Origin of the sequence: Kineococcus aurantiacus (genome assembly GCF_013409345.1) — a bacterium.
In the GTDB taxonomy this organism is placed as follows: domain Bacteria; phylum Actinomycetota; class Actinomycetes; order Actinomycetales; family Kineococcaceae; genus Kineococcus; species Kineococcus aurantiacus.
In genome coordinates, this window is record NZ_JACCBB010000001.1 from 2,328,697 (window position 1) to 2,349,703 (window position 21,007).

General features: G+C 74.3%; 22 protein-coding genes. 15 read left to right on the forward strand and 7 right to left on the reverse strand.

Features of this window, described 5'->3' with window-relative positions; genetic code table 11:
- Positions 1-239 precede the first annotated feature (239 nt).
- The 7 genes from BJ968_RS11285 (at position 240) to BJ968_RS11315 (ending at position 5,766) form a co-directional block, all read left to right on the forward strand.
- Positions 240-1,547, forward strand: a complete 1,308-nt coding sequence (locus BJ968_RS11285) for an NtaA/DmoA family FMN-dependent monooxygenase (RefSeq protein ID WP_218885001.1) — start codon at positions 240-242, stop codon at positions 1,545-1,547.
- A 2-nt stretch (positions 1,548-1,549) separates the two neighbouring features.
- Positions 1,550-2,860 (forward strand): NtaA/DmoA family FMN-dependent monooxygenase, encoded by a 1,311-nt coding sequence (locus BJ968_RS11290; protein ID WP_218885002.1) that lies wholly within the window; start codon positions 1,550-1,552, stop codon positions 2,858-2,860.
- Between the two features lie 86 nt (positions 2,861-2,946).
- A complete protein-coding gene (locus tag BJ968_RS11295; RefSeq protein ID WP_218885003.1) occupies positions 2,947-3,465 on the forward strand; it encodes a riboflavin kinase in 519 nt (172 codons plus the stop codon).
- 62 nt (positions 3,466-3,527) lie between these two features.
- Positions 3,528-3,812, forward strand: a complete 285-nt coding sequence (locus BJ968_RS11300; RefSeq protein WP_179751872.1) for a hypothetical protein — start codon at positions 3,528-3,530, stop codon at positions 3,810-3,812.
- A gap of 32 nt (positions 3,813-3,844) precedes the next feature.
- Positions 3,845-4,369: a flavin reductase family protein gene (locus BJ968_RS11305; protein WP_179756565.1), complete on the forward strand. Its 525-nt coding sequence runs from the start codon at positions 3,845-3,847 to the stop codon at positions 4,367-4,369.
- Positions 4,369-4,920, forward strand: a complete 552-nt coding sequence (locus BJ968_RS11310) for an NADPH-dependent FMN reductase (RefSeq protein ID WP_179751874.1) — start codon at positions 4,369-4,371, stop codon at positions 4,918-4,920. Before BJ968_RS11305 ends, BJ968_RS11310 begins: the two co-directional genes overlap by 1 nt.
- Positions 4,921-4,983: 63 nt before the next feature.
- Positions 4,984-5,766 carry an SDR family oxidoreductase gene (locus BJ968_RS11315; protein WP_179751876.1) on the forward strand — a complete coding sequence of 261 codons (783 nt, stop codon included), beginning with the start codon at positions 4,984-4,986 and terminating at the stop codon, positions 5,764-5,766.
- Between the two features lie 51 nt (positions 5,767-5,817).
- Here BJ968_RS11315 and BJ968_RS11320 read toward each other — a convergent pair whose 3' ends face one another.
- Positions 5,818-7,818, reverse strand: a complete 2,001-nt coding sequence (locus BJ968_RS11320; RefSeq protein ID WP_179751878.1) for a glycoside hydrolase family 3 protein — start codon at positions 7,816-7,818, stop codon at positions 5,818-5,820.
- Between the two features lie 113 nt (positions 7,819-7,931).
- On the opposite strand from BJ968_RS11320, the gene BJ968_RS11325 reads away from it, so the two are divergent.
- A complete protein-coding gene (locus BJ968_RS11325; RefSeq protein WP_179751880.1) occupies positions 7,932-8,555 on the forward strand; it encodes a TetR family transcriptional regulator in 624 nt (207 codons plus the stop codon).
- A 10-nt stretch (positions 8,556-8,565) separates the two neighbouring features.
- On the opposite strand, the gene BJ968_RS11330 is transcribed toward BJ968_RS11325, so the two are convergent.
- Positions 8,566-9,558, reverse strand: a complete 993-nt coding sequence (locus BJ968_RS11330) for a LacI family DNA-binding transcriptional regulator (protein WP_218885004.1) — start codon at positions 9,556-9,558, stop codon at positions 8,566-8,568.
- 355 nt (positions 9,559-9,913) lie between these two features.
- Here BJ968_RS11330 and BJ968_RS11335 point away from each other — a divergent pair, with 355 nt between their 5' ends.
- The 6 genes from BJ968_RS11335 (at position 9,914) to BJ968_RS11360 (ending at position 16,020) form a co-directional block, all read left to right on the forward strand.
- Positions 9,914-11,218 (forward strand): ABC transporter substrate-binding protein, encoded by a 1,305-nt coding sequence (locus BJ968_RS11335; RefSeq protein WP_179751884.1) that lies wholly within the window; start codon positions 9,914-9,916, stop codon positions 11,216-11,218.
- Between the two features lie 79 nt (positions 11,219-11,297).
- The gene (locus BJ968_RS11340; protein WP_179751886.1) at positions 11,298-12,314 is read left to right on the forward strand and encodes a carbohydrate ABC transporter permease; all 1,017 of its coding nucleotides are present in this window, start codon (positions 11,298-11,300) and stop codon (positions 12,312-12,314) included.
- Between the two features lies 1 nt (position 12,315).
- On the forward strand, positions 12,316-13,218 hold the full coding sequence (locus BJ968_RS11345) for a carbohydrate ABC transporter permease (RefSeq protein WP_246314103.1): 903 nt from the start codon (positions 12,316-12,318) through the stop codon (positions 13,216-13,218).
- Positions 13,219-13,241: 23 nt separating this feature from the next.
- Positions 13,242-13,466 carry a hypothetical protein gene (locus tag BJ968_RS11350; RefSeq protein ID WP_179751889.1) on the forward strand — a complete coding sequence of 75 codons (225 nt, stop codon included), beginning with the start codon at positions 13,242-13,244 and terminating at the stop codon, positions 13,464-13,466.
- A complete protein-coding gene (locus BJ968_RS11355; protein WP_179751891.1) occupies positions 13,463-15,070 on the forward strand; it encodes an alpha-amylase family glycosyl hydrolase in 1,608 nt (535 codons plus the stop codon). Before BJ968_RS11350 ends, BJ968_RS11355 begins: the two co-directional genes overlap by 4 nt.
- A 65-nt stretch (positions 15,071-15,135) precedes the next feature.
- A complete protein-coding gene (locus BJ968_RS11360) occupies positions 15,136-16,020 on the forward strand; it encodes an alpha/beta fold hydrolase (RefSeq protein WP_179751893.1) in 885 nt (294 codons plus the stop codon).
- Between the two features lie 17 nt (positions 16,021-16,037).
- Here the strand turns inward: BJ968_RS11360 and BJ968_RS11365 are convergent, their stop codons facing one another.
- From BJ968_RS11365 to BJ968_RS11380, 4 genes are all read right to left on the reverse strand, one after another.
- Positions 16,038-16,832, reverse strand: coding sequence for an LGFP repeat-containing protein (locus BJ968_RS11365; RefSeq protein ID WP_179751895.1), 795 nt, complete (start codon positions 16,830-16,832; stop codon positions 16,038-16,040).
- A gap of 106 nt (positions 16,833-16,938) precedes the next feature.
- Complete coding sequence (locus tag BJ968_RS11370) at positions 16,939-17,799, reverse strand: hypothetical protein (protein ID WP_179751897.1); 861 nt, start codon at positions 17,797-17,799, stop codon at positions 16,939-16,941.
- Between the two features lie 83 nt (positions 17,800-17,882).
- Positions 17,883-19,106 (reverse strand): beta-ketoacyl synthase N-terminal-like domain-containing protein, encoded by a 1,224-nt coding sequence (locus BJ968_RS11375; RefSeq protein WP_179751899.1) that lies wholly within the window; start codon positions 19,104-19,106, stop codon positions 17,883-17,885.
- Positions 19,107-19,153: 47 nt separating this feature from the next.
- The gene (locus BJ968_RS11380; protein ID WP_179756569.1) at positions 19,154-19,603 is read right to left on the reverse strand and encodes a winged helix-turn-helix transcriptional regulator; all 450 of its coding nucleotides are present in this window, start codon (positions 19,601-19,603) and stop codon (positions 19,154-19,156) included.
- 191 nt (positions 19,604-19,794) lie between these two features.
- On the opposite strand from BJ968_RS11380, the gene BJ968_RS11385 reads away from it, so the two are divergent.
- Complete coding sequence (locus tag BJ968_RS11385; RefSeq protein ID WP_179751900.1) at positions 19,795-20,496, forward strand: DUF6518 family protein; 702 nt, start codon at positions 19,795-19,797, stop codon at positions 20,494-20,496.
- Positions 20,497-20,518: 22 nt separating this feature from the next.
- On the opposite strand, the gene BJ968_RS11390 is transcribed toward BJ968_RS11385, so the two are convergent.
- Positions 20,519-20,929 carry a VOC family protein gene (locus tag BJ968_RS11390; protein ID WP_179751902.1) on the reverse strand — a complete coding sequence of 137 codons (411 nt, stop codon included), beginning with the start codon at positions 20,927-20,929 and terminating at the stop codon, positions 20,519-20,521.
- Positions 20,930-21,007 lie beyond the last annotated feature (78 nt).

Below are 21,007 nucleotides of genomic sequence, written 5' to 3' on the forward strand. Positions count from 1 at the left end.
ACACGTGTCGGACACATTTCGCCGGACGGAACCGCAGGTCAGGGGCGTGCAGACGCCATTAACGCCACCGGCCCACCGGGCCGCGGCACCGGCTCCGCGGGGCGGGTGGCGTTGTTCGGGGGTTCCGTGCTCACCGCGGTGGCGAAACAGGGCGTTAATGGTCGTGACGTCCGGCGGAAACACGGCGTCGGTGACACTCGGTCGAACAACTCACCTCCGACGAGTGAGGACTCGACCCCTTGAGCGCTCCCCGGAAGATGCACCTCGGCTGGTTCATGAACTTCACGCGCCCCGCCTGGACCACCCCGTGGGTCAGTGCCGACGAGGCCCGCGAGTGGACCAACGGCGACTACCACGTCGACTGGATCCGTGCGATGGAACGCGCGAGGTTCGACTTCATGATGCTCGAGGACTCCTCCATGGTGTCCGACGGGTTCCGCGGCACGATGCACGCCGACCTGAAGCACTCCCTCTACGCCCCCAAGCACGACCCGCTCGCCCTGGCCCCGGTGCTGGCGCGCGAGACGCGGCACATCGGCATCGTCACGACGGCGTCGACGTCCTTCTACCCGCCGTTCCTGCTCGCCCGCTCGCTGTCGACCATCGACCACCTCTCGGGCGGGCGGGCCGGCTGGAACATCGTGACCTCCTCGGAGGACAGGGCCGCGCAGAACTTCGGCATGGACGTGCTGCACGAGCACGACAGCCGCTACGACCGGGCGGACGAGTTCGTCGAGGTCGTGGAGGGGCTGTGGAACTCCTGGGGGGACGGCGCGCTCGTCGCGGACCGGGCCACCGGCACCTACGTCGACGCCGACCACGTCGCCCCCATCCACCACGACGGCCGCTTCTACAAGGTGCGCGGGCCGCTGAACACCCTGCCGTCCCCGCAACGCCGCCCGGTGTACCTGCAGGCCGGCGGTTCACCGCGCGGGCGCGAGTTCGCCGCCCGGCACGCCGACGCGATCATCTGCGCCGCACAGGGTGTGCGCGACATGCGCGAGTTCCGCGACGACATCCGCAGCCGCGCCAAGGGCGCCGGGCGCGACCCGGACTCGATCAAGGTCATGTACATCACCCTCCCCATCGTCGCCGCCTCGCAGTCCGAGGCCGACCGGATCCACGAGGAGATGCGCCACCCCGGCGAGGCGGCCGTCGAGGTCAGCCTCGGCCACATGGGCGCGCTGACCGAGATCGACTTCTCCGCCGTCGACCCCGACGCGCCCCTGGGTGCGCTGGAGACCAACGGTCACCGCACGACGCTGGAGAAGTTCCTCGCGCTCGGCTCGACGCTGCGGGAGGCGACCGGGGCGTGGGCCACCCGCTACACGAACCCGGCGTTCGTGGGGACCCCGGACAAGGTCGCCGCGGCGATGGCCGAGGAGTTCGACGAGGTGGGGGGTGACGGGTACCTCATCACCGGTGGCGGCAGCCGCAAGGCCATCGCCGAGCTCACCGACGGTCTCGTCGGCGCCCTCGCCGACCTCGGCCGGGTGCGCCGCCGGTACGAGCACGAGCTGTTCCGCGACAACCTCATGGCCTTCTGACCGTGCACCTGGGATGGTTCACGAACTACCTCCCCCCGTCCTGGAAGGCGGAGTTCTCCGGCCGCGCCGCGGACACCTGGATGTCGGGCGACTTCCACGTCAACCTGGCCCGCCGGCTGGAGGAGGCACGGTTCGACTACCTGCTGCTGGAGGACTCCAGCTACGTCTCGAACACCTACGGCGGGTCGTTCGAGCTGGAGCTCCAGCAGGTGGTCCGGGCCCCCAAGAACGACCCGATGCCGCTGGCCGCGGCGATCGCGCGTGAGACCCGTCACCTCGGGCTGGTCGTCACCGCGAACACCACCTTCTACCCCCCGTTCCTGCTGGCCCGCCTGATCCGGACCCTGGACCACCTCAGCCGGGGACGCGCCGGGTGGAACGTGGTGACGGGCGCCCCCGACCAGGCGCTGGCGAACTTCGGGATCCGGGACGACGCCCTGCGCGACGGGGTCTCCGCCCACGACCTGCGCTACGACATGGCCGAGGAGTTCGTCGACCTCGTGGTGCGGTTGTGGGAGTCCTGGGAGGAGGACGCCGTCGTCGCCGACCGCGCCACCGGCACCTACGTCGACGCCGCCAAGGTCCGCACCGTGGACTTCGAGGGGAAGTGGTACTCCTCCCGCGGCCCGCTGAACTCCCCGCCCAGCCCGCAGTACCGGCCCGTCATCTGCCAGGCGGGGGGCTCGGCGCGCGGCCGCGCGTTCGCGGGTCGTCACGCCGACACGGTCGTGGCCCTGCCCAAGGGCGTCGAGCAGATGCGCGCCCACGTCGACGACGTGCGCCGGGCGGCCGAGGCCGCGGGCCGCGACCCGGCCGCGTGCAAGGTGCTGTTCATCGTGACGCCGACGATCGCCGAGACCGACGCCGAGGCGCGGGCGTCGCGGGACCGGCAGTTCGCCCGCCGCGACGAGCGCGCGCTGCGGCGGCTGGCGATGATGAGCGGCGGCGGCGTCGACTGGTCGGGCTACGACCTCGACGCGCCGCTGCCGGCCCTGGCCCAGGACGGCCAGAGCACCACCGCCGAGTTCGCCCGCCGCCACGCCGGCAAGACGTTCCGCGACGCCCTGGCCGAGGACCAGACGGAGAGCGTCGAGCTCGTGGGGTCCCCCGACACCGTCGCGGCGCAGATGGTCGAGGCGCTCGAGGCGACCGGCGGCGACGGCTTCCTCTTCTACTCCGGCTCCGGCGAGCTGACGATGCGGTTCGTGGACGAGGTGGTCGACGGGGTCGTCCCGGCGCTGCAACGGGCGGGCCACGCGCGCCGCGAGTACTCCGCCACGACCCTCGCCGGCCACCTCGGCGACGGCGCGTGAGCGCCGCCCCGCCGCACCGGCGCACCGAGACCCACCAGGACCGACCACCAGGAAGACCACCAGGAAGACCGCGAGAGGAGAACGACGTGCGCCCCACCACGACGAACGACCCCGAGCAGGTGTCCGCGGCACCGCGCACGGACGTCCCCGTCCCCCGGGACCACGGCGCCGCCCTGCGCGTCGAGGGGGTCGTGGAGCACGGTGACGAACGGGGCCGGTTGCTCGGCTTCCCCACCGCGAACGTGGCCGTCCCCCCGCACGGGCTGAAGGACGGCGTGTGGGCCGGCACGGTGCGGATCGCGCCGGGCCCGGACGGGACCGGCGGGACGACGCACGTGGCCGCCGTCTCGGTGGGGCACCGACCCACCTACTACGGCAAGGACGGCGAGCGGCTGCTCGAGGCCAACCTCCTCGACTTCGACGGGGACCTCTACGGGCGCGGCATCCGGATCGACCTGCACGTCAGGTTGCGCCCGCAGCGCCGCTACGAGGGGTCCGCCGAACTCGTGGACCAGTTGCGCCGCGACGTCGAGGACACCCGGCGGTGGGCCGTGGGCGCGGGCCTGGAGCACCTGCTGGGCGACCCGGGCGCGCGGTCGCGGTGACACCCCCGACGAGCCCGGGACCGGCACCCGCCCGCACCCCCCACGCCGGCCGCCGCCACCCGGTGCGCCGTTCCGCGCGCCGCAGCCCCGAGCGCCCGGAGGTCCTGGCCGGCCGGCGTTCCCGGCGCACCGAGCGCCAGGCGCTCCTCGTGGCCGCGGCGGTGGACGCGCTGCTGCGGGAGGGCCGGCTCACGCACGAGGACGTCGCCGGGCGCACCGGCCTGCCCCTGGGGCGGTTGCGCTGGGCCTACCCCACGACCGGCGACCTGGCCCTCGCCGCCCACCCCGCCCCCCGCACGACCCCGAGCACGACCCCCACCCCGCACCCGAGAGGCGACCACCCGTGAACCACGCCCCCACCGCCCCCACCGCCGTCCCGATGGTCCCCGCCGGCGAGGACCCCGCAGCGCTGCGCTCGACCTTCGCCCTGTTCCCCTCCGGCGTCGCCGCGCTGTCGGCCGTCGTGCCCGGCGAGGACGGTCCCGAGCCGGTCGTCCTGGTCGCCTCCTCCTTCCAGGTGGGCATCTCCCTGGACCCCCCGCTGGTCCTGTTCGCCGTCCAGCACACCTCCACCAGCTGGCCCCGGCTCAAGGCCGCCGCCGAGACCGGCACCCGCATCGGCGTCTCGGTGCTGGGCGAGGCCCACGACCTCGCCGCCCGCCAGCTCGCCTCCCGGGCCGGCGACCGCTTCGCCGGGATCACGACCACCACCCTCGACTCCGGGGCCCACTTCGTGCACGGCGCACCCGTCTGGCTGGAGTGCTCGGTCCACTCGCAGTCCCCCGCCGGCGACCACGACGTCGTCCTCCTCCAGGTCCACAGCCTCGGCGGTGCCCCCGGCACCGAACCCCTGGTGTGGCACTCCTCCGGCTTCCGCACCCTCACGCCGAAGGTCGGCGCCTGATGCGCACGGTCGTCGTCTGCGGCAACCCGAAACCCGCCTCCCGGACCCTGACCGCCGCGGTCGCCGCCGCCGGGCTGCTCGCCGCCGACGGTCCCGCCCCGGCCGGGGTGGACCAGGTCGTCGACGTCACCACCCTCGGGCCGGGCCTGCTCGGGTGGGGCGACCCCGGTGTCCGGCAGGCCGTCGCCGACGTGGCCGCCGCCGACCTCCTCGTCGTCGCCTCCCCCACCTTCAAGGCCACCTACACCGGCCTGCTCAAGCTGTTCCTCGACCAGTTCGCCGGCGGGGAGGGGCTGCGCGGTGTCGTGGCCGTCCCCCTCATGCTCGGTGCCGGCCCGGCGCACGCGCTCGCGCCGGACCTGCTGCTCAAACCCGTGCTGGCCGAGCTCGGCGCGGCCTGCCCCGCCCCCGGGCTGTCCCTCCTGGACCGCGAGGCCGAGGAGCACGGTGCGGGCACGCCCGCCCTCGCCGCCTACGCCGAGCGCTGGGGTCCCACCCTGCGCGCCACCGCGGCCGCCGGTCGCGCGCGCGAGGGGTCCCTGACCCCCTGACCGGTCCCCCGCCGCGGCGCAAACCCGGTGCGCGGGCCCGCGCGGCCCCGCGATGATCCGGTCATGGCGAAACCCCTGCAGGACCGCGTCGTCCTCGTCACCGGCGCGAGCCGGCGCATCGGGATCGGAGCCGCGGTCGCCCGCCGCGCCGCCGCCGACGGCGCCTCGGTGGTGCTGCACACCTGGTCCCCGCACGACGCGGAGCAACCCTGGGGCGCGGACGAGGACGGCCCGCGCGCGCTGACCGGGGAACTGCGGGCGGCGGGGGCGCGGGTGCTGCACGTGAGCGCCGACCTGGCCGACCCGGAGGCGCCCCGCGCGCTGGTCGAGGCCGCCCGCGCCGAGTTCGGGCACCTCGACGCCGCCGTGGTGAACCACGCCCGCAGCAGCGGGCAGGACCTGGAGGCGCTGACCGCGGCCGAGGTCGACCTGAGCCACGCGGTGAACGTCCGCGCGAGCCTGCTGCTGGTGCAGGCCTTCGCCGCGCAGCACGACGACGCCCGCGCCGGGGGCCGGGTCGTGTGGTTCACCTCCGGGCAGTACCACGGGGCGATGCCGGCCGAACTGCCCTACATCGCCACGAAGGCGGCGCTGCACGAGCTGACCCGCAGCCTGGCGGTGCACCTGGCCCCGCGCGGGATCACCGTGAACTGCGTCGACCCCGGCCCGAACGACACCGGGTACGCCGACGAGGAGAGCCGGGCCGCGGTGGCCGCGGCGAACCCGGGCGGGCGGTGGGGGACCCCCGCCGACGCGGCCCGGCTGGTGGGGTGGCTGCTCAGCGACGAGGCGGCCTGGGTGACGGGCCAGACGGTCGCCTCCGACGGCGGCTGGTCGGCGCGCTGAGGCCCGGCGGGTCCCCCGGGGCGGACCCGCGGGGGACCCGCCGGGGGGCGGTCAGCGCCGGTCGTACGACAGGCCCGCACCCCGCGCGAACAGCGGGTCGGCCGAGTCGTCGGCCACGTCGGGCAGCTGCGCCGCGACGGCGGCCTCGGAGGACGGCAGCTCGAACGGCAGCCGCCCGCCCGGCGCGCGCCGGCCCAGGACGGTGTCGAGGAGCACCTCGTCGGACACACCGTAGTTGGCGAGCACGGCGTCGGCGACGGCGGCCACGCCCGTCAGGACGAGCGGGCGGTCGAGCTTGGGCACGGCGACGGTGGGGGTCCCGGCGGCGGCCGCGGCCCGCAGCTGGCGGACGTCCTCCTGCTCCTCGGTCGGTTCCAGGCCGGTGAGGTCGTCCCCGGAGCGCGGGTCGGCGATGCGGACGACGGCGAGGTCGGCCTTCGCCGGGTCGTCGGTGACGCGCAGGCCGCGGGCCTTCGCCACGGCGGGGTCGACCCCGGCGAGGTAGACGGTTCGGACGGAGGCGCGGCTGACGGGCAGCAGGTCGTCGGTGTTCTGCAGCAGGGTCAGCGAGCGTTCCTGCGCCTCGTCGCCGATCCGCTGGAACCGGGCGTTGCCGGCGATCCGGTCGGCGGCCGCGGGGTCGACGAACGGGTTCTCGAACAGGCCGAGCTGGAACTTCTGGACGAGGACGCGGTGGGCGGCCTGCGCGACGCGCTCGGCGCTGAGCAGCCCCTGCTCGACGGCCGCGACGACCTGCGTGGAGTCGGAGTCCCCACCGATCTGGTCCACGCCGGCGTTCAGGGCCTTGGCGAACCGCTCGGTGCGGGTGGCGTCCTCCATCCCCCACGGCATGCCGACGCCCCAGGAGCCGATGAAGCTGTTCGGCGGCCGGTTGTCGAGGCACTCCTGCGGGCAGTCGCCGGTGATGCCCCAGTCGGACAGGACGACCCCGTCGAAACCCTTCTCCCCGCGCAGGACGTCCTGCAGCAGGTAGGAGTTGAACCCGGCGCCGACCTGCTCGACCTCGTGGCCGTCGCGCACCAGGTCCTGCAGGATGGAGTAGGTCGGCATGATGCCGGCGGTCCCGGCCTCGAAGGCGCCGTCGTAGGGCACCAGGTGCTCCTCGAAGTCCCCTCCGGGGAACGCGGCGTAGCGGCCGTAGGCGTAGTGGGAGTCGTAGCCGTTCACCTGGGCGCCGTACCCGGCCCAGTGCTTGGTGACGGTGGCGACGCTGTCGCGGTCCAGGCCGGTGCTGCCGCCCTGGGTGCCGTCGACGTAGGCCTGCACCTGGTCGCGGGCGGTGTCCGCGTCGGAGCCGAAGGTGCCGTTGATGCGGGTCCAGCGCGGTTCGGTGGCCAGGTCCGCCTGCGGGCCGAGCAGTTCGGCGATGCCCGTGGCGCGGAACTCCTGGCGCACGACGTCGGCGACGCGGCGGGTCAGCTCGGGGTCGCCGGCGGCGGCCAGGCCGGTCGCGTCGGGGACGGCGGTGGTGCCGGTGCGGGCGACGGTCTGCCCCTCGGTGACGGAGAAGCCGTTGCGGGGGTCGCTGGAGACGAGGACCGGGACGCCGAGCGGCTGCTGCTCGGCGATGAGCTGCACGAGGTTGTTCGCCTCGGCGATCTGGCCGGGTTCGGCGGAGAGCCGGGTGATGAGGGTGGTGACGTGCCGGTCGACGACGTCGCGGACGGTCGCGGCGACGTCGTAGGTGGTGCCGGAGGAGGTGAGGTTGCCGTGGACGAGCAGGCCGGCGCGCTGGTCCAGGTCCATGCGCCCCAGGAGGTCGTCGGCGCGCTGCTCGGGGGTCAGCCGCCAGTCCTCGTAGGGGGTCAGCTGACCGTCGCGGTCGAGGTCGCGGAACTGCAGGCCGCCGATCTGCAGGAGCTGGACGCCGCGGGTGGACAGGGTCGGCTGCGCGCTCGCGGCGGCGGGGGCGGCCGGTGCCGCGGTGGAGGTGGTCGTGCCGGCGACCGTGACGGCGATGAGCCCGGCGAGCGCGGCGGCGGCCCGCGAGACGCGACGGCGGGACCGGGGGGTCGTGAGGTGTCCGTCCATGATTCTCCTTCGAACCGGTGGGGCGTACCCGCCCGGCGGTACCGCCGGGCACCGGCACCGTACACGAAATTCTCAGTCCACTCAGAAATTGGTGGCCGTGGGAGGGTGGGGACGTGCCGCCCACCGACACCAGCCGCCCCCGGAAGGAGCGCGGCGAGTACGCCAAGTCGGCCCTGCGGCGGCAGGAGATCCTCGACGCCGCGCTGACGGTGTTCGCCGCCTCCGGGTACCGCAACGCCTCGCTGCGGGAGATCGCCGACCGCATCGGCATCTCCCAGCAGGGGCTGACGTACCACTTCCCGACTAAGGACGCGCTGCTCGGCGCGGTCCTGCACGCGCGCGGCGAGCGCGACCGGGACCTCTTCGAGCCGCACGAGGCCGGACCCGAGCACTACCTGCGGGCCCTCCTGCACCTGCTGGAGCGCAACCAGGGCAGCCCGGGGCTCGTCGAGCTGCACTGCACCCTGTCGGCGGAGGCCACGACCGCCGGCCACCCGGCGCACGAGTACTTCCAGACGCGCTACACCGGCGTCGTCGGGCGGCTGCACCACGTGCTCGGGGAGTTGCGCGACCTCGGGCAGCTGCGCGAGGGCGTCGACCCCGCCCGCTGCGCCCGGGGCCTGGTCGCGCTCATGGACGGGCTGCAGGTGCAGTGGCTGCTGTCGGGCCGCAGCTTCGACATGGCCGCCGACGTCCGCGCGCACTTGGTGTCGGTGACGACCCTCGACCTGACCTGAGGCGGGCGGCTCACTCCAGCGGCGGCGCCGTCGTGCCGCGCACGACGAGCCGGGTCGGGAAGGGCCCGACCTCGCGCACCGGCCGGCCGTGGAGCAGGTCCAGCACCTGCTCGGCCGCCGCGCGGCCGAGGGCCACGGGGTCCTGCGCGACCGTCGTCAGGTCGGTCAGCTCCGCCAGCGGGTGGTCGTCGATGCTGAGGACGGAGATCTGCCGGGGCACCCCGATGCCCGCGCGGCGCAGGCTGCGCATGGCCCCGAGGGCGACCTCGTCGGAGAAGGCGAACACGGCGCTGGGCAGGCGCCGGCCGGACAGCAGCCTGTCCATGCCCTGCGCGCCGCCGCGGGAACCCCCCGACCAGGACACGACGAGCTCCTCGTCGACGGGGATCCCCGCCATCTCCATCGCGAGCCGGAAACCCTGCTCGCGGTCGCGCTGGGCCTGCCACGCGCGGTCGGTCGCCGCGACGGTGTTCAGCAGCGCGATGCGGCGGTGCCCGAGCTGGAGCAGGTGGTTGACGGCCTGCTGGGCGGCCAGGACGTCGTCGATCGCGACGAAGGGCACGTCGGGGCTGTGGCTGCCCGCCGCGACGACGGCCACCCCGCCGTCGTGCAGCTTGGCCACCTCCGCCGAGGTGAGGGCGATGGCGACGACGACGACGGCGTCCACCTTGCGCCGCAACGGCATCGAGGCGAAGAAACGCACCCGGTCCTCGGGGTCGTCGACGCACCGCACGAGCAGGTCGAGACCGGCCGGCCGCAGGACGCGCTCGAGCCCGAGGACGACGGAACTGCCGTACCAGCTGGGCAGGTCGTGCAGCACGACCGCGACCCGGCCGGTGGACCGCCCGGCCAACGCCGCCGCCTCGGGGTTCACGACGTAGTCGAGCTCGGCCGCGACCTCACGGATGCGGTCACGGGTCCCCGGGCTGACGCCGTCGAGCCCGCGCAGGGCGCGGGAGACCGTGCCCAGGGAGACCCCGGCCCGGGCCGCGACGTCCGCCATGCGCACCTCGGAGGTGGGGGGAGGGGGTTTCCGGGGAGCACGGGGTGGGTATCGCGACGTCGCGGCCATGGGCTGATTCCAGCACCGCGACCACCCCCGGGTCCAGCGGGGAACGCCGTCCGGGGCTCCCCCAATCGCGTGCGTTACCAACTTGCAACCAAAGCGTTTGCGCTGCCGTGACCTGCACCGACGTCCCCACAAACGCTTGCGTGAAAGCGGGTTGCGCGTTGACGGCCCCGTTCCCCGGGTGTGTAGTTCAGCCGTCGGTCCGGGTTCGCCGAGGAGCCCGGCTGGGGGATGCGTCCCCGGGGGGAACCGGTCGTCCCCGCCCGCTCTCGACGAAGAGGAGAACGCCGTGTTCGGCAAGTCCAGTCTGACCCGCAGGGTCACGTTCCCCATCGCCCTCGCGGCCACCGGCGTCCTGGCGCTGGGCGCCTGCGGCGGAGGCGGCGACAGCGGTGCTTCCTCGGACGCCGCGGGCGAGGGGAACTCCACCGGGCCCATCACCTACGTGCAGGGCAAGGACAACAGCGGCATCGTCCAGCCCGCCATCGACAAGTGGAACGCCGCGCACCCCGACGAGAAGGTCACGCTCAAGGAGCAGACCGACCAGGCCGACCAGCAGCACGACGACCTGGTCCAGAACTTCCAGGCCAAGAACGCCGACTACGACGTCGTCAGCGTCGACAACATCTGGACGTCGGAGTTCGCCGCCAAGGGCTGGCTGCAGCCGCTCACCGGGGAGTACGCCCTGGACACCTCCACGCTGCTCGAACCCACCGTCACGGCCGAGACGTACAACAAGACGCTCTACGCCGCGCCGACCACCTCCGACGGCGGCCTGCTCTACTACCGCAAGGACCTCGTCCCCACCCCGCCGACGTCGTGGGAGGAGATGATGTCGATGTGCAGCATCGCCACCCAGAACGGCATCGACTGCTACGCCGGCCAGTACGCGCAGTACGAGGGCCTCACCGTGAACGTGGCCGAGGCCATCAACACCGCCGGCGGGTCGATCCTGTCCGAGGACGGCAAGACGGCCACCCTCGACACCCCGGAGGCCAAGGCGGGCCTGGACAACCTCGTGAAGGCGTTCCAGGGCGGCCAGATCCCCAAGCAGGCCACCACCTACCAGGAGGAGCAGGGCCGGCAGTCCTTCGAGGACGGCAAGCTGCTGTTCCTGCGGAACTGGCCCTACGTCTACAGCCTCGCCAAGACCGACGGCTCCTCGACGGTCAAGGAGACCTTCGGGGTGGCGCCGCTGCCCGGCAACGGTGACGGGAACCCCGGCGCGTCGAGCCTGGGTGGTCACGCCGCCGGGATCAGCGTCTACTCCGACCACAAGAAGACCGCGTTCGAGTTCATCAAGTTCCTGCAGTCCGAGGAGATCCAGCGCGACTGGCTGACCCAGGGGTCGGCGGCCCCGGTCATCTCCTCGCTGTACGACGACCCCGCGCTCGTGGAGCAGTTCCCGTACCTGCCCCAGCTGAAGACGTCCATCGAGAACGCCGTGCCGCGGCCCGTGACGCCGTTCTACCCCGCCGTCACCAAGGCCATCCAGGACAACGCGTTCTCGGCGCTGTCCGGCAGCAAGACCACCGACGCCGCGTTGAGCGACATGCAGGAGGCGGTCCAGAACGCCATCAGCGGCGGTCAGTGACCCGTCAGGACCCGGACACCCGGACCGGGGGCGGGGCGGCAACGGCCCGCCCCCGGTGCACCGTCCCCGAGGAGGGAACATGAGCTCCACCTCCGGTGTCGCCACCGGCGAGTTCGCCCAGGGCAGGCCCCCGCTGAACCCCAGGGGCAGGAGGCCGAGCCTGCACGACGGCTCCGGCCGGCGCGCCACGCTCCTGATCGCCCCCACGATCGTGCTGCTCGCGGTCGTCATCCTGTACCCGGTCGTCTCGGCCGTGTCCCAGTCGTTCACCAAGGACGCCGGCCTCGACCCGAACACCGGGATGTTCGTCGAGGGCGGGTTCGCCGGGGTCTCGAACTACAAGCTGTGGCTGCTGCAGGACTGCGGCGGCGGCGCCTTCAGCTGCCCGCCGGGGACGCTCGGGTCCCAGTTCTGGACGGCGACCGGGGTGACGTTCCTGTTCACCGCCGTGGCCGTGACCCTGGAGACCGTCCTCGGGATGGTCTTCGCGCTCGTCATGCACCGCAAGTTCAAGGGCCGGGCGATCCTGCGGGCCAGCGTGCTGGTGCCGTGGGCGATCCCCACCGCCATCACCGCGAAGCTGTGGTACTTCATCTTCGCCTACGACGGCATCGCGAACCGGCTCCTGGGCACCGAGATCCTCTGGACCGGTGACGGCTGGGCGCCGAAGTTCGCCATCATCATCGCCGACACCTGGAAGACCGCGCCGTTCATGGCGCTGCTCATCCTCGCCGGGTTGCAGGTCATCGACGAGGGCGTCTACGAGGCCGCGAAGATGGACGGCGCGGGCGCGTGGCAGCGGTTCGTCCACATCACGCTGCCGCTGGTGAAGCCGGCCCTCATGGTCGCGGTGCTGTTCCGCACCCTGGACACCCTGCGCATGTACGACCTGCCGAAGATCCTCACCGGCGGGGCGGGCGACACGTCGACGTTGTCGATGCTCGTGGTGGACCAGGTCAGATCGGGGTTCAACGCCGCCTCGGCCCTGTCGACGATCACGTTCCTCATCGTGTTCCTCGTCGCGTTCATCTTCATCAAGTTCCTCGGGGCCAACGTCACCGAGCAGCGCGCCCCCAAGGCGAAGAAGGCGGTGTGAGATGGCCACCACCACGTCCCACCAGCGCGGCCGAGCCCAGGTCACCAGCTCCGGCGTCGAGGTCGTCCAGCCCCGGCACACCCGGTCGACGATCCTCACCTACACCGGTGTCGTCCTCATCTGCCTGTGGGGGCTGCTGCCGTTCTACTGGATGATCGTCACGAGCTTCCGCGACGTCGGCTTCACGTTCGACACGACGCCGTGGCCCACGCACGTGACGCTCGACAACTACACGACGGCCTTCTCGACGGCCCGCGGGAACCACTTCGGCCGGGCGCTGGTCAACAGCCTCGTCATCGCGATCGCGACCACCGTCATCGGCATCGTCGTGGGCGTCTTCGCCGCCTACGCCCTGGCCCGGCTGGAGTTCCGCGGGAAGTTCTACGTCCTGGGGCTGATCCTCGGCGCGTCGATGTTCCCCGGGGTCGCCCTCGTCACGCCGCTGTTCCAGCTCTTCACGGACATCGGCTGGCTGAACACCTACCAGGCGCTCATCATCCCCGACATCTCGTTCGTGCTGCCGCTGACGGTCTACACCCTCACGGCGTTCTTCACCGAGATGCCGTGGGAGCTGGAGGAGTCGGCGCGCATGGACGGGTGCACCCCCGGCCAGGCGTTCCGCAAGGTCATCCTCCCGCTGGCCGCCCCGGGCATCTTCACCACCGCCATCCTGGCGTTCACGGCGGCGTGGAACGAGTTCCTCCTGGCCAGCCAGCTCGGCGGGGACAAGGTCCAGCCCGTGACGGTCGCCATCGCCAGCTTCGCCGGGGCCCAGCCCCACCAGGAGCCCTACACGGCCGTCATGGCCGCCGGGACGATCGTCACCGTCCCGTTGATCGTCCTGGTGCTGGTGTTCCAGCGCCGCATCGTCTCCGGCCTGACGGCCGGCGGCGTCAAGAGCTGACGAACCGCGAGCAGGAGACCACCGTGACCGCGAACACGACCCGCCACCGCAGGAACGCGCAGCACCTGGAGACGTTCAGCGGCCTGCTGATCGCCATGACGGTGCTCGTGCTCGGCGTCACCGTGCACGCGGAGGTGACCGGCAGGCCCGCGCTGAAGCTCGTGGGCGTCCTGGTCCTGCTCCTCGTGGCCGACGTGGTCGTCGTCAAGGCCGCACGGTCCCAGCGCGCCCGCGCCGAGGACCGGTGAACGCCGACTGGTGGCGGCAGGCCGTCGTCCTCCAGGTCTACCCGCGCTCGTTCGCCGACGCCAACGGCGACGGCACGGGTGACCTGGAGGGCCTCACCGACCGCGTGCCCCACCTCGTGGCCCTGGGCGTGGACGCCGTCTGGCTCTCCCCCTTCTACCCCTCGGCCCTGGCCGACGGCGGGTACGACGTCGACGACCACCGCGACGTCGACCCGCGGATCGGCACCCTCGAGCAGTTCGACACCCTGGTCGCCACCCTGCACGCCGCGGGGCTGAAGCTCATCGTCGACATCGTCCCCAACCACTCCTCCGACCGGCACCCGTGGTTCCGCGCCGCGCTGGCCGCCGGGCCCGGCTCCCCCGAGCGCGAGCGGTACGTCTTCCGCGCCGGGGACACCCCGCCCACGGACTGGGTCGCCAGCTTCGGCGGCCCGACGTGGGAACGCGTCGCCGACGGCGAGTGGTACCTGCACATGTTCGCGCCCGAGCAACCGGACTGGAACTGGGACCACCCCGACGTCCGCGCCGACCACGAGCGCACCCTGCGGTTCTGGGCCGACCGCGGCGTCGACGGTTTCCGCATCGACGTCGCGCACTACCTCACGAAGGACCTCAGCGGGCCGCTGCCCTCGCAGGCCGAGCTCGCCGACTGCCCCGAGGGGCTGCACCCCTTCGACGACCGCGACGACGTCCACGAGATCTACCGGTCGTGGCGGAAGGTCTTCGACGAGTACGACCCGCCGAAGGCGGCCGTCGCGGAGGCCGTCGTGCGCACGCACCGGCGCCCGGCGTACGCGTCGGCGGCGGGCCTGGGGCAGGCGTTCAACTTCGACCTCCTCGAAGCCGACTTCGACGCCCGGCAGTTCCGCCGGGTCGTCGAGCGCAACCTCGACCTCGCCGCCCGGGCCGGGTCGACGTCGACGTGGGTGCTCTCGAGCCACGACGTCGTCCGGCACGCCTCGCGCTACGGGCTGCCGGACGGCACCTCGTACGTGGAGTGGCTGCGGACCGACGGCACCGAACCGCAGCTCGACCTCGCCCAGGGGCTGCGCCGGGCCCGCGCGGCGACGGGGTTCCTGCTCGCCCTGCCCGGCAGCGCGTACCTGTACCAGGGCGAGGAGCTCGGGCTGCCCGAGGTCGCGGACCTGCCGGGGGTCGTGCTGCAGGACCCCACCTGGATCCGCTCCCTCGGCACCGCCAAGGGCCGCGACGGCTGCCGGGTCCCGCTGCCGTGGACCGCCGGGGGCGACACCTTCGGCTTCGGGCCGCCCGGCGGGCTGCCCGCCCACCTGCCGCAGCCGTCGTGGTTCGCGCGGTACGCCGTCGAGGTCCAGGACGCCGACCCGACCTCCACGCTGAACTTCTACCGGCGGGCGCTGGCCCGCCGCCGGGAACTGCAGTCCGGTGAGGGGCTGGAGTTCCTCGACACCCCCGAGGGCGTCGTGGCGTTCCGCCGCCCGGGGGGCTGGGTGTGCGTCACGAACTTCACGACGTCCCCCGTGCCGCTGCCGCCCGGCGAGGTCGTGCTGTGCAGCGACGGCGACCCGGGGGGTCCCGGGCTGCGGGAAGTGCCCGGGGAGAGCACCGTCTGGTCGCGGACCTGACGGCCCGGCGCCGGCGGCGGCGGTCCTGGGCTGTCGCCGCACCCCCCGACGACGAGGAAGTGACCATGGAGCACCTGACGTTCCCCTCCGACGCCGACGGCCTGGTCGTCCACGGCTACCACTGGCCGGCGCCGGAACCCCGCGCCACGGTGCAGGTCGTGCACGGCCTCAGCGAGCACGCGCCGCGCTACGACCGGCTCGCCCGGGAACTGGTGGCGGCCGGGTACGACGTGTGGGCCCACGACCACCGGGGCCACGGGGCGTCGGTGGACGACCGGACCCCGCACGTCAGCTTCGGCGCCGGCGGCTGGGACGGGCTGCTCTCGGACGTCACGCAGTTCTCCGCCCTCGTCGAGGCGCGGCGGCCCGGCCTGCCGCACTTCGTCGTCGCGCACTCGATGGGTTCCTTCGCGGTGCAGGTCGTCCTGCTGGAGCACTCCGCGCGCTACGACGGCGTCGTCCTGACCGGTTCCACCGCCCTCGACGTGTTCGCCGCGAGCGCCCCGGCACCGCAGGACGGCAGCGGCGGGGACCTGTCGGCCTTCAACGCCGGGTTCGAGCACCGCACCGGGTACGAGTGGCTCAGCCGCGACGAGGCCGAGGTCGACGCCTACGTCGCCGACCCGCTGTGCGGGCAGGACAGCGCGCCGGAGGTCATGGCGGCCCTGTTCTCCCTGCAGCGGACCGGCGACCCCGAGGCGCTCGCGGGCATCTCCCCGGACCTGCCGCTGCTCGTCGTCAGCGGCAGCGACGACCCGCTGGCCGGGGGCGGTGAGCTGCTGCAACTGCTCGGTCGGCGCTACCGGGACGCGGGCGTGCGCGACGTCGAGGTGGAGGTCCACCCCGGCGCCCGGCACGAGGTCTTCAACGAGACCAACCGCGACGAGGTCACCCGCCGCGTCGTGCAGTGGCTCGACGCGCACGCCGCCCGGGCGCGCACGGCCGGCTGAGGTCCGGGCGGGGGACCTCAGTCCCAGAGGTGCTCACCAGGGAAGACGTGGGCCCGTCCCTCGAAGGGGTCGAAGGCGATCAGACCGCCCTCGAAGTTCTGGACGACGATCCCCTCCTCGTAGACGTACTCGTCCTCGAGGGGGAAACCGAGCCTGCCGTTCTCGTAGCCCTGGCCCGCCCACGCGTCCCGGATGGCGCCGTAGACGGCGTGCGCCCCGCTGCCGGGCGACCAGTAGATCGACCCCCACTGGAAGGTGTTGTAGGCCCCCCGCCCGTCGGGGGTGCGGATCTCGTCGGAGGTCGGGAAACCCAGGACGTCCTCGGCCTCCGCGACGTCGTAGCCCTCGCCGTAGGTGTAGAAGTCGTTGTACGCGGCACGGATCGCCCCGTGCATCTCGTGCGCACCGGTCCACGGCGTCCACAGCACCACGCCACCCTCGAAGCGCTGGAACTTGGCCCGCCGCGAGTCCGACGTCAGCTCGTCGGTGACGGGGAACCCCAGCAGACCGTTCTCCCAGCCCGTCCGGGCGTAGCCGTTGCGGATCTCCCCGTGCACCTCGTGCGCACCCGTCCACGGCGACCAGTAGACGGACCCGCCCTGGAAGACCACGTACGCGCCCTTGCCGTTGGGCGTGCGGACCTCCCCCGTGGTGGGGTTGCCGAGGAACCCCCCGGAACCTCCGTAGCTGTAGTCGTAGGCGTACCCGATCTCCCCGCCCACCCGGGGGTCGGCCTGCGCCGGTGACGCCACCCCCAGCAGCAGCGCCGCTGACACCAGCACCGTCGAGAACTTCCTCACGATCTCCCCCACAGCTCGCACTCCACGTGGCTGCCGAACCTAGCCAGGGCAGGCGCTCCTGTCCGGCGAACGACCGGTGGGGGCCCCGTTCAGGTCAACGCCGGCAGCGCCGGGCGGCTCAGGACCGGACGAGCCCGTCGCAGGGGCCGTCGCTGACCCGGGTGGTGCCGGCCCCCACGACCAGGCACGCCGAACCCCCGCCGCGGACCCGCACCGTGACGGCCCGGACCCGCTCACCGGAGGCGGCCGAGGTCGGGAGATCCTGCGCGGCGGTGGAGGTCACGTGCGGGCGGGCGTCGGCGAACCCGTCGAAGACCCCGGTCGCGGCGGCCTCCCACACCGGCGCCGCGCGCAGGTCGCCCCCGGCCCCGGCCTCCCGCACCGCCCCGGCGACGCGGTCGGCCAGCCCGGCGGCCCCGCCCGCGGCCACCACGGGCCCGGTGGCGTCGACGGCGAGCAGGTCGTACGGCGGCTGCGGGCGGAACGTCAGCCAGCCCAGGGCCGCGGTGGCCAGGACGCCGAGCAGCGCCACGGCCGGGGCCGCCCGCCGGGGGACCGCGAGCGCCGCCGCGGCCGTCACCGCGCCGGCGAGCGCGCCGGCCGGCAGGCAGACCAGGAGCCAGAGGAACAGCCAGCCGGGGTCCCGTAACCACACCGTCAGGGCCGCGGCGAGCAGCAGGCCGACCCCCGCGCCGGCGGCCGCGTGCCGGGCCACGAGCGCGCGGCCGCGGGCCCGCCCGGAGACGGCGGCGGAGACGGCGACACCCACCCAGGTGCAGGCCAGCACCAGCAGCGCCCAGAACCCCGCGTCCCGGTCGGTGCCGTCCTCACCGGTGGCCAGGGCGCCGAGGGCCAGCGCGGCCAGGGCGACCAGCCCGGCGCCCGCCGCCCGGCGCCACCACCGCAGCGCGCCGACGCCGAAACCGTCCTGCGCCCGTGCGGGCCCGGCAGAACCACCCGCCGACCCGTCGACCGCCACGGGTCCATCGTCCTGCGACCGGCTGGTGGGCGCGAGGCCCGCGCGGGTGCGGGGGGTGTCCGGTGCGCCACACCGGCCGGGGGTCAGGCGGGGCTGAGGACGAGGCAGCCGTTGTGGCCGCCGAAGCCGAAGCTGTTGGACAGCACGGGGGCCGGCACCCACTCCGTCGCCTCGGTGACGACGTCGACGTCCAGCCCGTCCTCGAGGTGCTCGTGCCCGGCGGTGGGCGGGATGAGGCCGGTGCGGACGCTGAGGGCGACGGCGACGGCCTCGACGGCGCCGGCCGCCCCGAAGGCGTGCCCGGTGACGCCCTTGACGCTGGTCACGGGGGTGCGCGAGCGCCCCAGGAGGGTGCGCAGCGCGCGGGCCTCGGCGGCGTCGTTGAGCTGGGTGGAGGTGCCGTGGGCGTTGACGTGGCCGAGGTCGGCGGGGTCGAGGCCGGCGTCGTGCAGGGCGCGGCGCATGCACTCCAGGGCGCCGGAGCCGTCGGGCGGCGGGGCGGTGAGGTGGTGGGCGTCGGAGGTGGAGGCGGCGCCGGCGACGACGACGTAGGGGACGGCGCCGCGGGCCAGGACGCGGTCGAGGGGTTCGAGGACGAGGACCGCGGCGGCCTCGGCGGCGGCCAGGCCGTCGCGGTCGCGGTCGAAGGGCCGCAGGACGCCGGTGGGGCTCAGGGCCCGCATGGTGGTGAACCCGGCGAGGCAGGTGGGGGTGAGGCTGACGTCGGCGCCGCCGGCGAGGACGACGTCGCAGGTGCCGGCGGCGACGAGGCGGGCACCTGCGGCGATCCCGTCGGCGCCGGCGGCGCAGGCGGTCGTCACGGTCGTGGCGGGGCCGCGCGCGCCGTAGCGCATGCTCAGCGCGGCGCTGGGGGCGTTGGGCATCGACATGGGGACGGTGAAGGGCGAGACGAGGCGCGGTCCGCGCTCGGCGAGGACGGCCTGCTGGGTCTCCAGGGTGGTGACGCCGCCGATGCCGGTGCCGAGGGCGACGCCGAGGGCGAAGGGGTCGACGCCGTCGAGGACGTGGGCCGCGGGGTCGTCGGGGGCGGCGTCGGGGTGGGCGAGCAGCCCGGCGTCGCGCAGGGCCTCGTCGGCGGCGGCGACGGCGAACTGGGCGGAGCGGTCCGTGGTCCGCTGCTGCCGGTGGGTGAGCCAGCGGGCGGGGTCGAAACCGTCGACGCGGCGCACCGCGGCGGGGGCGGCCGGTTCGAGCAGCCCCTGCCAGAACGCGGTGGTGCCGGTGCCGGCGGGGTTGACGATCCCGAGGCCGCTCACGGCGACGACACGGTTCCGGGGTGGACGCACGGGCCGAACGTACCGAACTCAGTTGGAAAAACCAACCGACTAGGTGCTCACCCCGCACCCGTCGTGCGCTTGAGCTCCAACCCGCTGCCCCGCACCGGTTCCCCGCAGGACCGGCACACCGTGCTCGGCACCAGGTCGTGCCCGCACGCGTGGCCCCAGACCACCGGCGGCCCGTCGGCGGCCAGGTGCTCGTCACCCCACCGCATGAGCGAGAGCAGGACCGGCAGCAGGTCCCGCCCGGCCTCGGTGAGCCGGTACTCCGAGCGCGGCGGCCGCTGGGAGTAGGGCACCCGGACCAGCACCCCGGCCTCGGTGAGCCGGCGCAGCCGCGTGGTCATGACGTCGCGCGGGGCACCGGTGTTCGCCACGATCCGGTCGAAGCGGTGGACGCCGTAGAACACCTCGCGCACCGCCAGCAGCGCCCACTTCTCCCCCACCAGCTCCAGGGTGCGGGCGATGGAGCAGACGCGGGGGTGCCCCGGGTCGGCGACGGGCAGGTCCACGTCCAGCGGGTCGTCCAGCGGGTCGTCCAGCGGGTCGGGGGGCGGGTCGGCGGGGGTCACCGCACGAGGTTAGGCCGGTCCCCGCGGACCGCCGGGCGTGGTCATCCCCCGGGAGGACCGGCCGCGGGGCCCGATCAGACCCGGCGGTGACGACGGCACCACGGGCGGCCCGCCAGGCTGGGAGCGTGAGCGACCCCACCACCACGAGCCCGCCCCGCACCCCCCGCCGCGCCCCCGGCGGCCCCGCCGGCCGCGCGTCCCGCACCGCGCTCGGGCTCGGGGTCGCGCTCGGGGTCGCGCTCCTGGCCGGCCTGGCGTGGGGCGCGGCGACCTCCGGCCTGCAGACGGTGCTGCCGCGGCCCTTCGCCGCCCTGGCCAACGCCGTCGGTCCCTGGGTCGTCCCGGCGTTCGCGGTGGGGGCTCTCTGCCGGCGCTGGCCGGTCGCCGTCGCGGCCGGTGTCCTGGCCTGCCTGGGCGAGGTCGCCGGGTACTACGCCGTGTCCGCGGCGCGCGGTTTCGGCGTCGGCGCGGGCCCGGTGCTGCTGTGGGCGGCCACCGGCCTGGTCGGCGGGCTCGTCCTGGGGGTCGCCGGGTGGCTCTGGCGCCGGGCGGGCTCGCCGCGCCGGGCCGCGCTGGGGGCCGCGCTGCTGGGCGGGGTGTTCCTCGCCGAGGGCGCCGTCACCCACGGCTGGTACCTGCGCCACACCGGCGAGGCCGTCCTGTTCTGCCTCCTCGGCGCGGTCCTGGTCGCGGGGCTGGGCGCCACCGCCCCGGCGGCCCGGGCGACCGGCGGGTGGGCCGGTGCCCGGGCCGCGGCGGCGTGGTCGGCGCTGGTGCTGCCCCTCGGGGTGGCCGGGGAGGTGGGGCTGCACGCGCTCGTCGCGTGAGGGGGCGGGGGGTGTCCCACGCTCAGGCCGACGGGGAGACGTTGACCATCCAGTCGACCCCGAAGCGGTCGGTGAGGGCGCCGTACAGGTCGCCCCACACCTGCTTCTCCAGCGGGGTCGTGACCTCCCCGCCCTCGGCCAGGCCCGCGAAGAACCGCTCCGCCGTCGGCACGTCGTCCCCGAACAGGCACAGGGCGACGTTGCCGCCGGTCTTCGCGGACATCCCGGCCATGGCGTCGGAGACCATGAGCGTCAGGCCGGAGGGGGTGTCGAGCTGGCCGTGCATGACGGCGTCGGGGTCGACGCCCTCCCCGCCGCCGAACTCGCCGAACGTGGAGATCGCCACCTCCCCGCCGAAGACGGACCGGTAGTGCTCCAGCGCCTGGCGGGCGGTGCCGGGCAGGCAGACGTAGGGGCTGAGGCGAGTGGTCACGGGAACCTCCTGGGGACTCCTGGGGACGCGGCGCGGCCCGGCCGGGCCGACACCCTGCTGACCCGGCGTCGCCGCCGG

Coding starts and splice junctions, on each gene's coding strand:
- BJ968_RS11305 (WP_179756565.1), top strand. CDS start 3,845: ATGGTCCCCGCCGGCGAGGACCCCGCAGCGCTGCGCTCGACCTTCGCC.
- BJ968_RS11310 (WP_179751874.1), top strand. CDS start 4,369: ATGCGCACGGTCGTCGTCTGCGGCAACCCGAAACCCGCCTCCCGGACC.
- BJ968_RS11315 (WP_179751876.1), top strand. CDS start 4,984: ATGGCGAAACCCCTGCAGGACCGCGTCGTCCTCGTCACCGGCGCGAGC.
- BJ968_RS11320 (WP_179751878.1), bottom strand. CDS start 7,818: ATGGACGGACACCTCACGACCCCCCGGTCCCGCCGTCGCGTCTCGCGG.
- BJ968_RS11330 (WP_218885004.1), bottom strand. CDS start 9,558: ATGGCGGACGTCGCGGCCCGGGCCGGGGTCTCCCTGGGCACGGTCTCC.
- BJ968_RS11340 (WP_179751886.1), top strand. CDS start 11,298: ATGAGCTCCACCTCCGGTGTCGCCACCGGCGAGTTCGCCCAGGGCAGG.
- BJ968_RS11345 (WP_246314103.1), top strand. CDS start 12,316: ATGGCCACCACCACGTCCCACCAGCGCGGCCGAGCCCAGGTCACCAGC.
- BJ968_RS11360 (WP_179751893.1), top strand. CDS start 15,136: ATGGAGCACCTGACGTTCCCCTCCGACGCCGACGGCCTGGTCGTCCAC.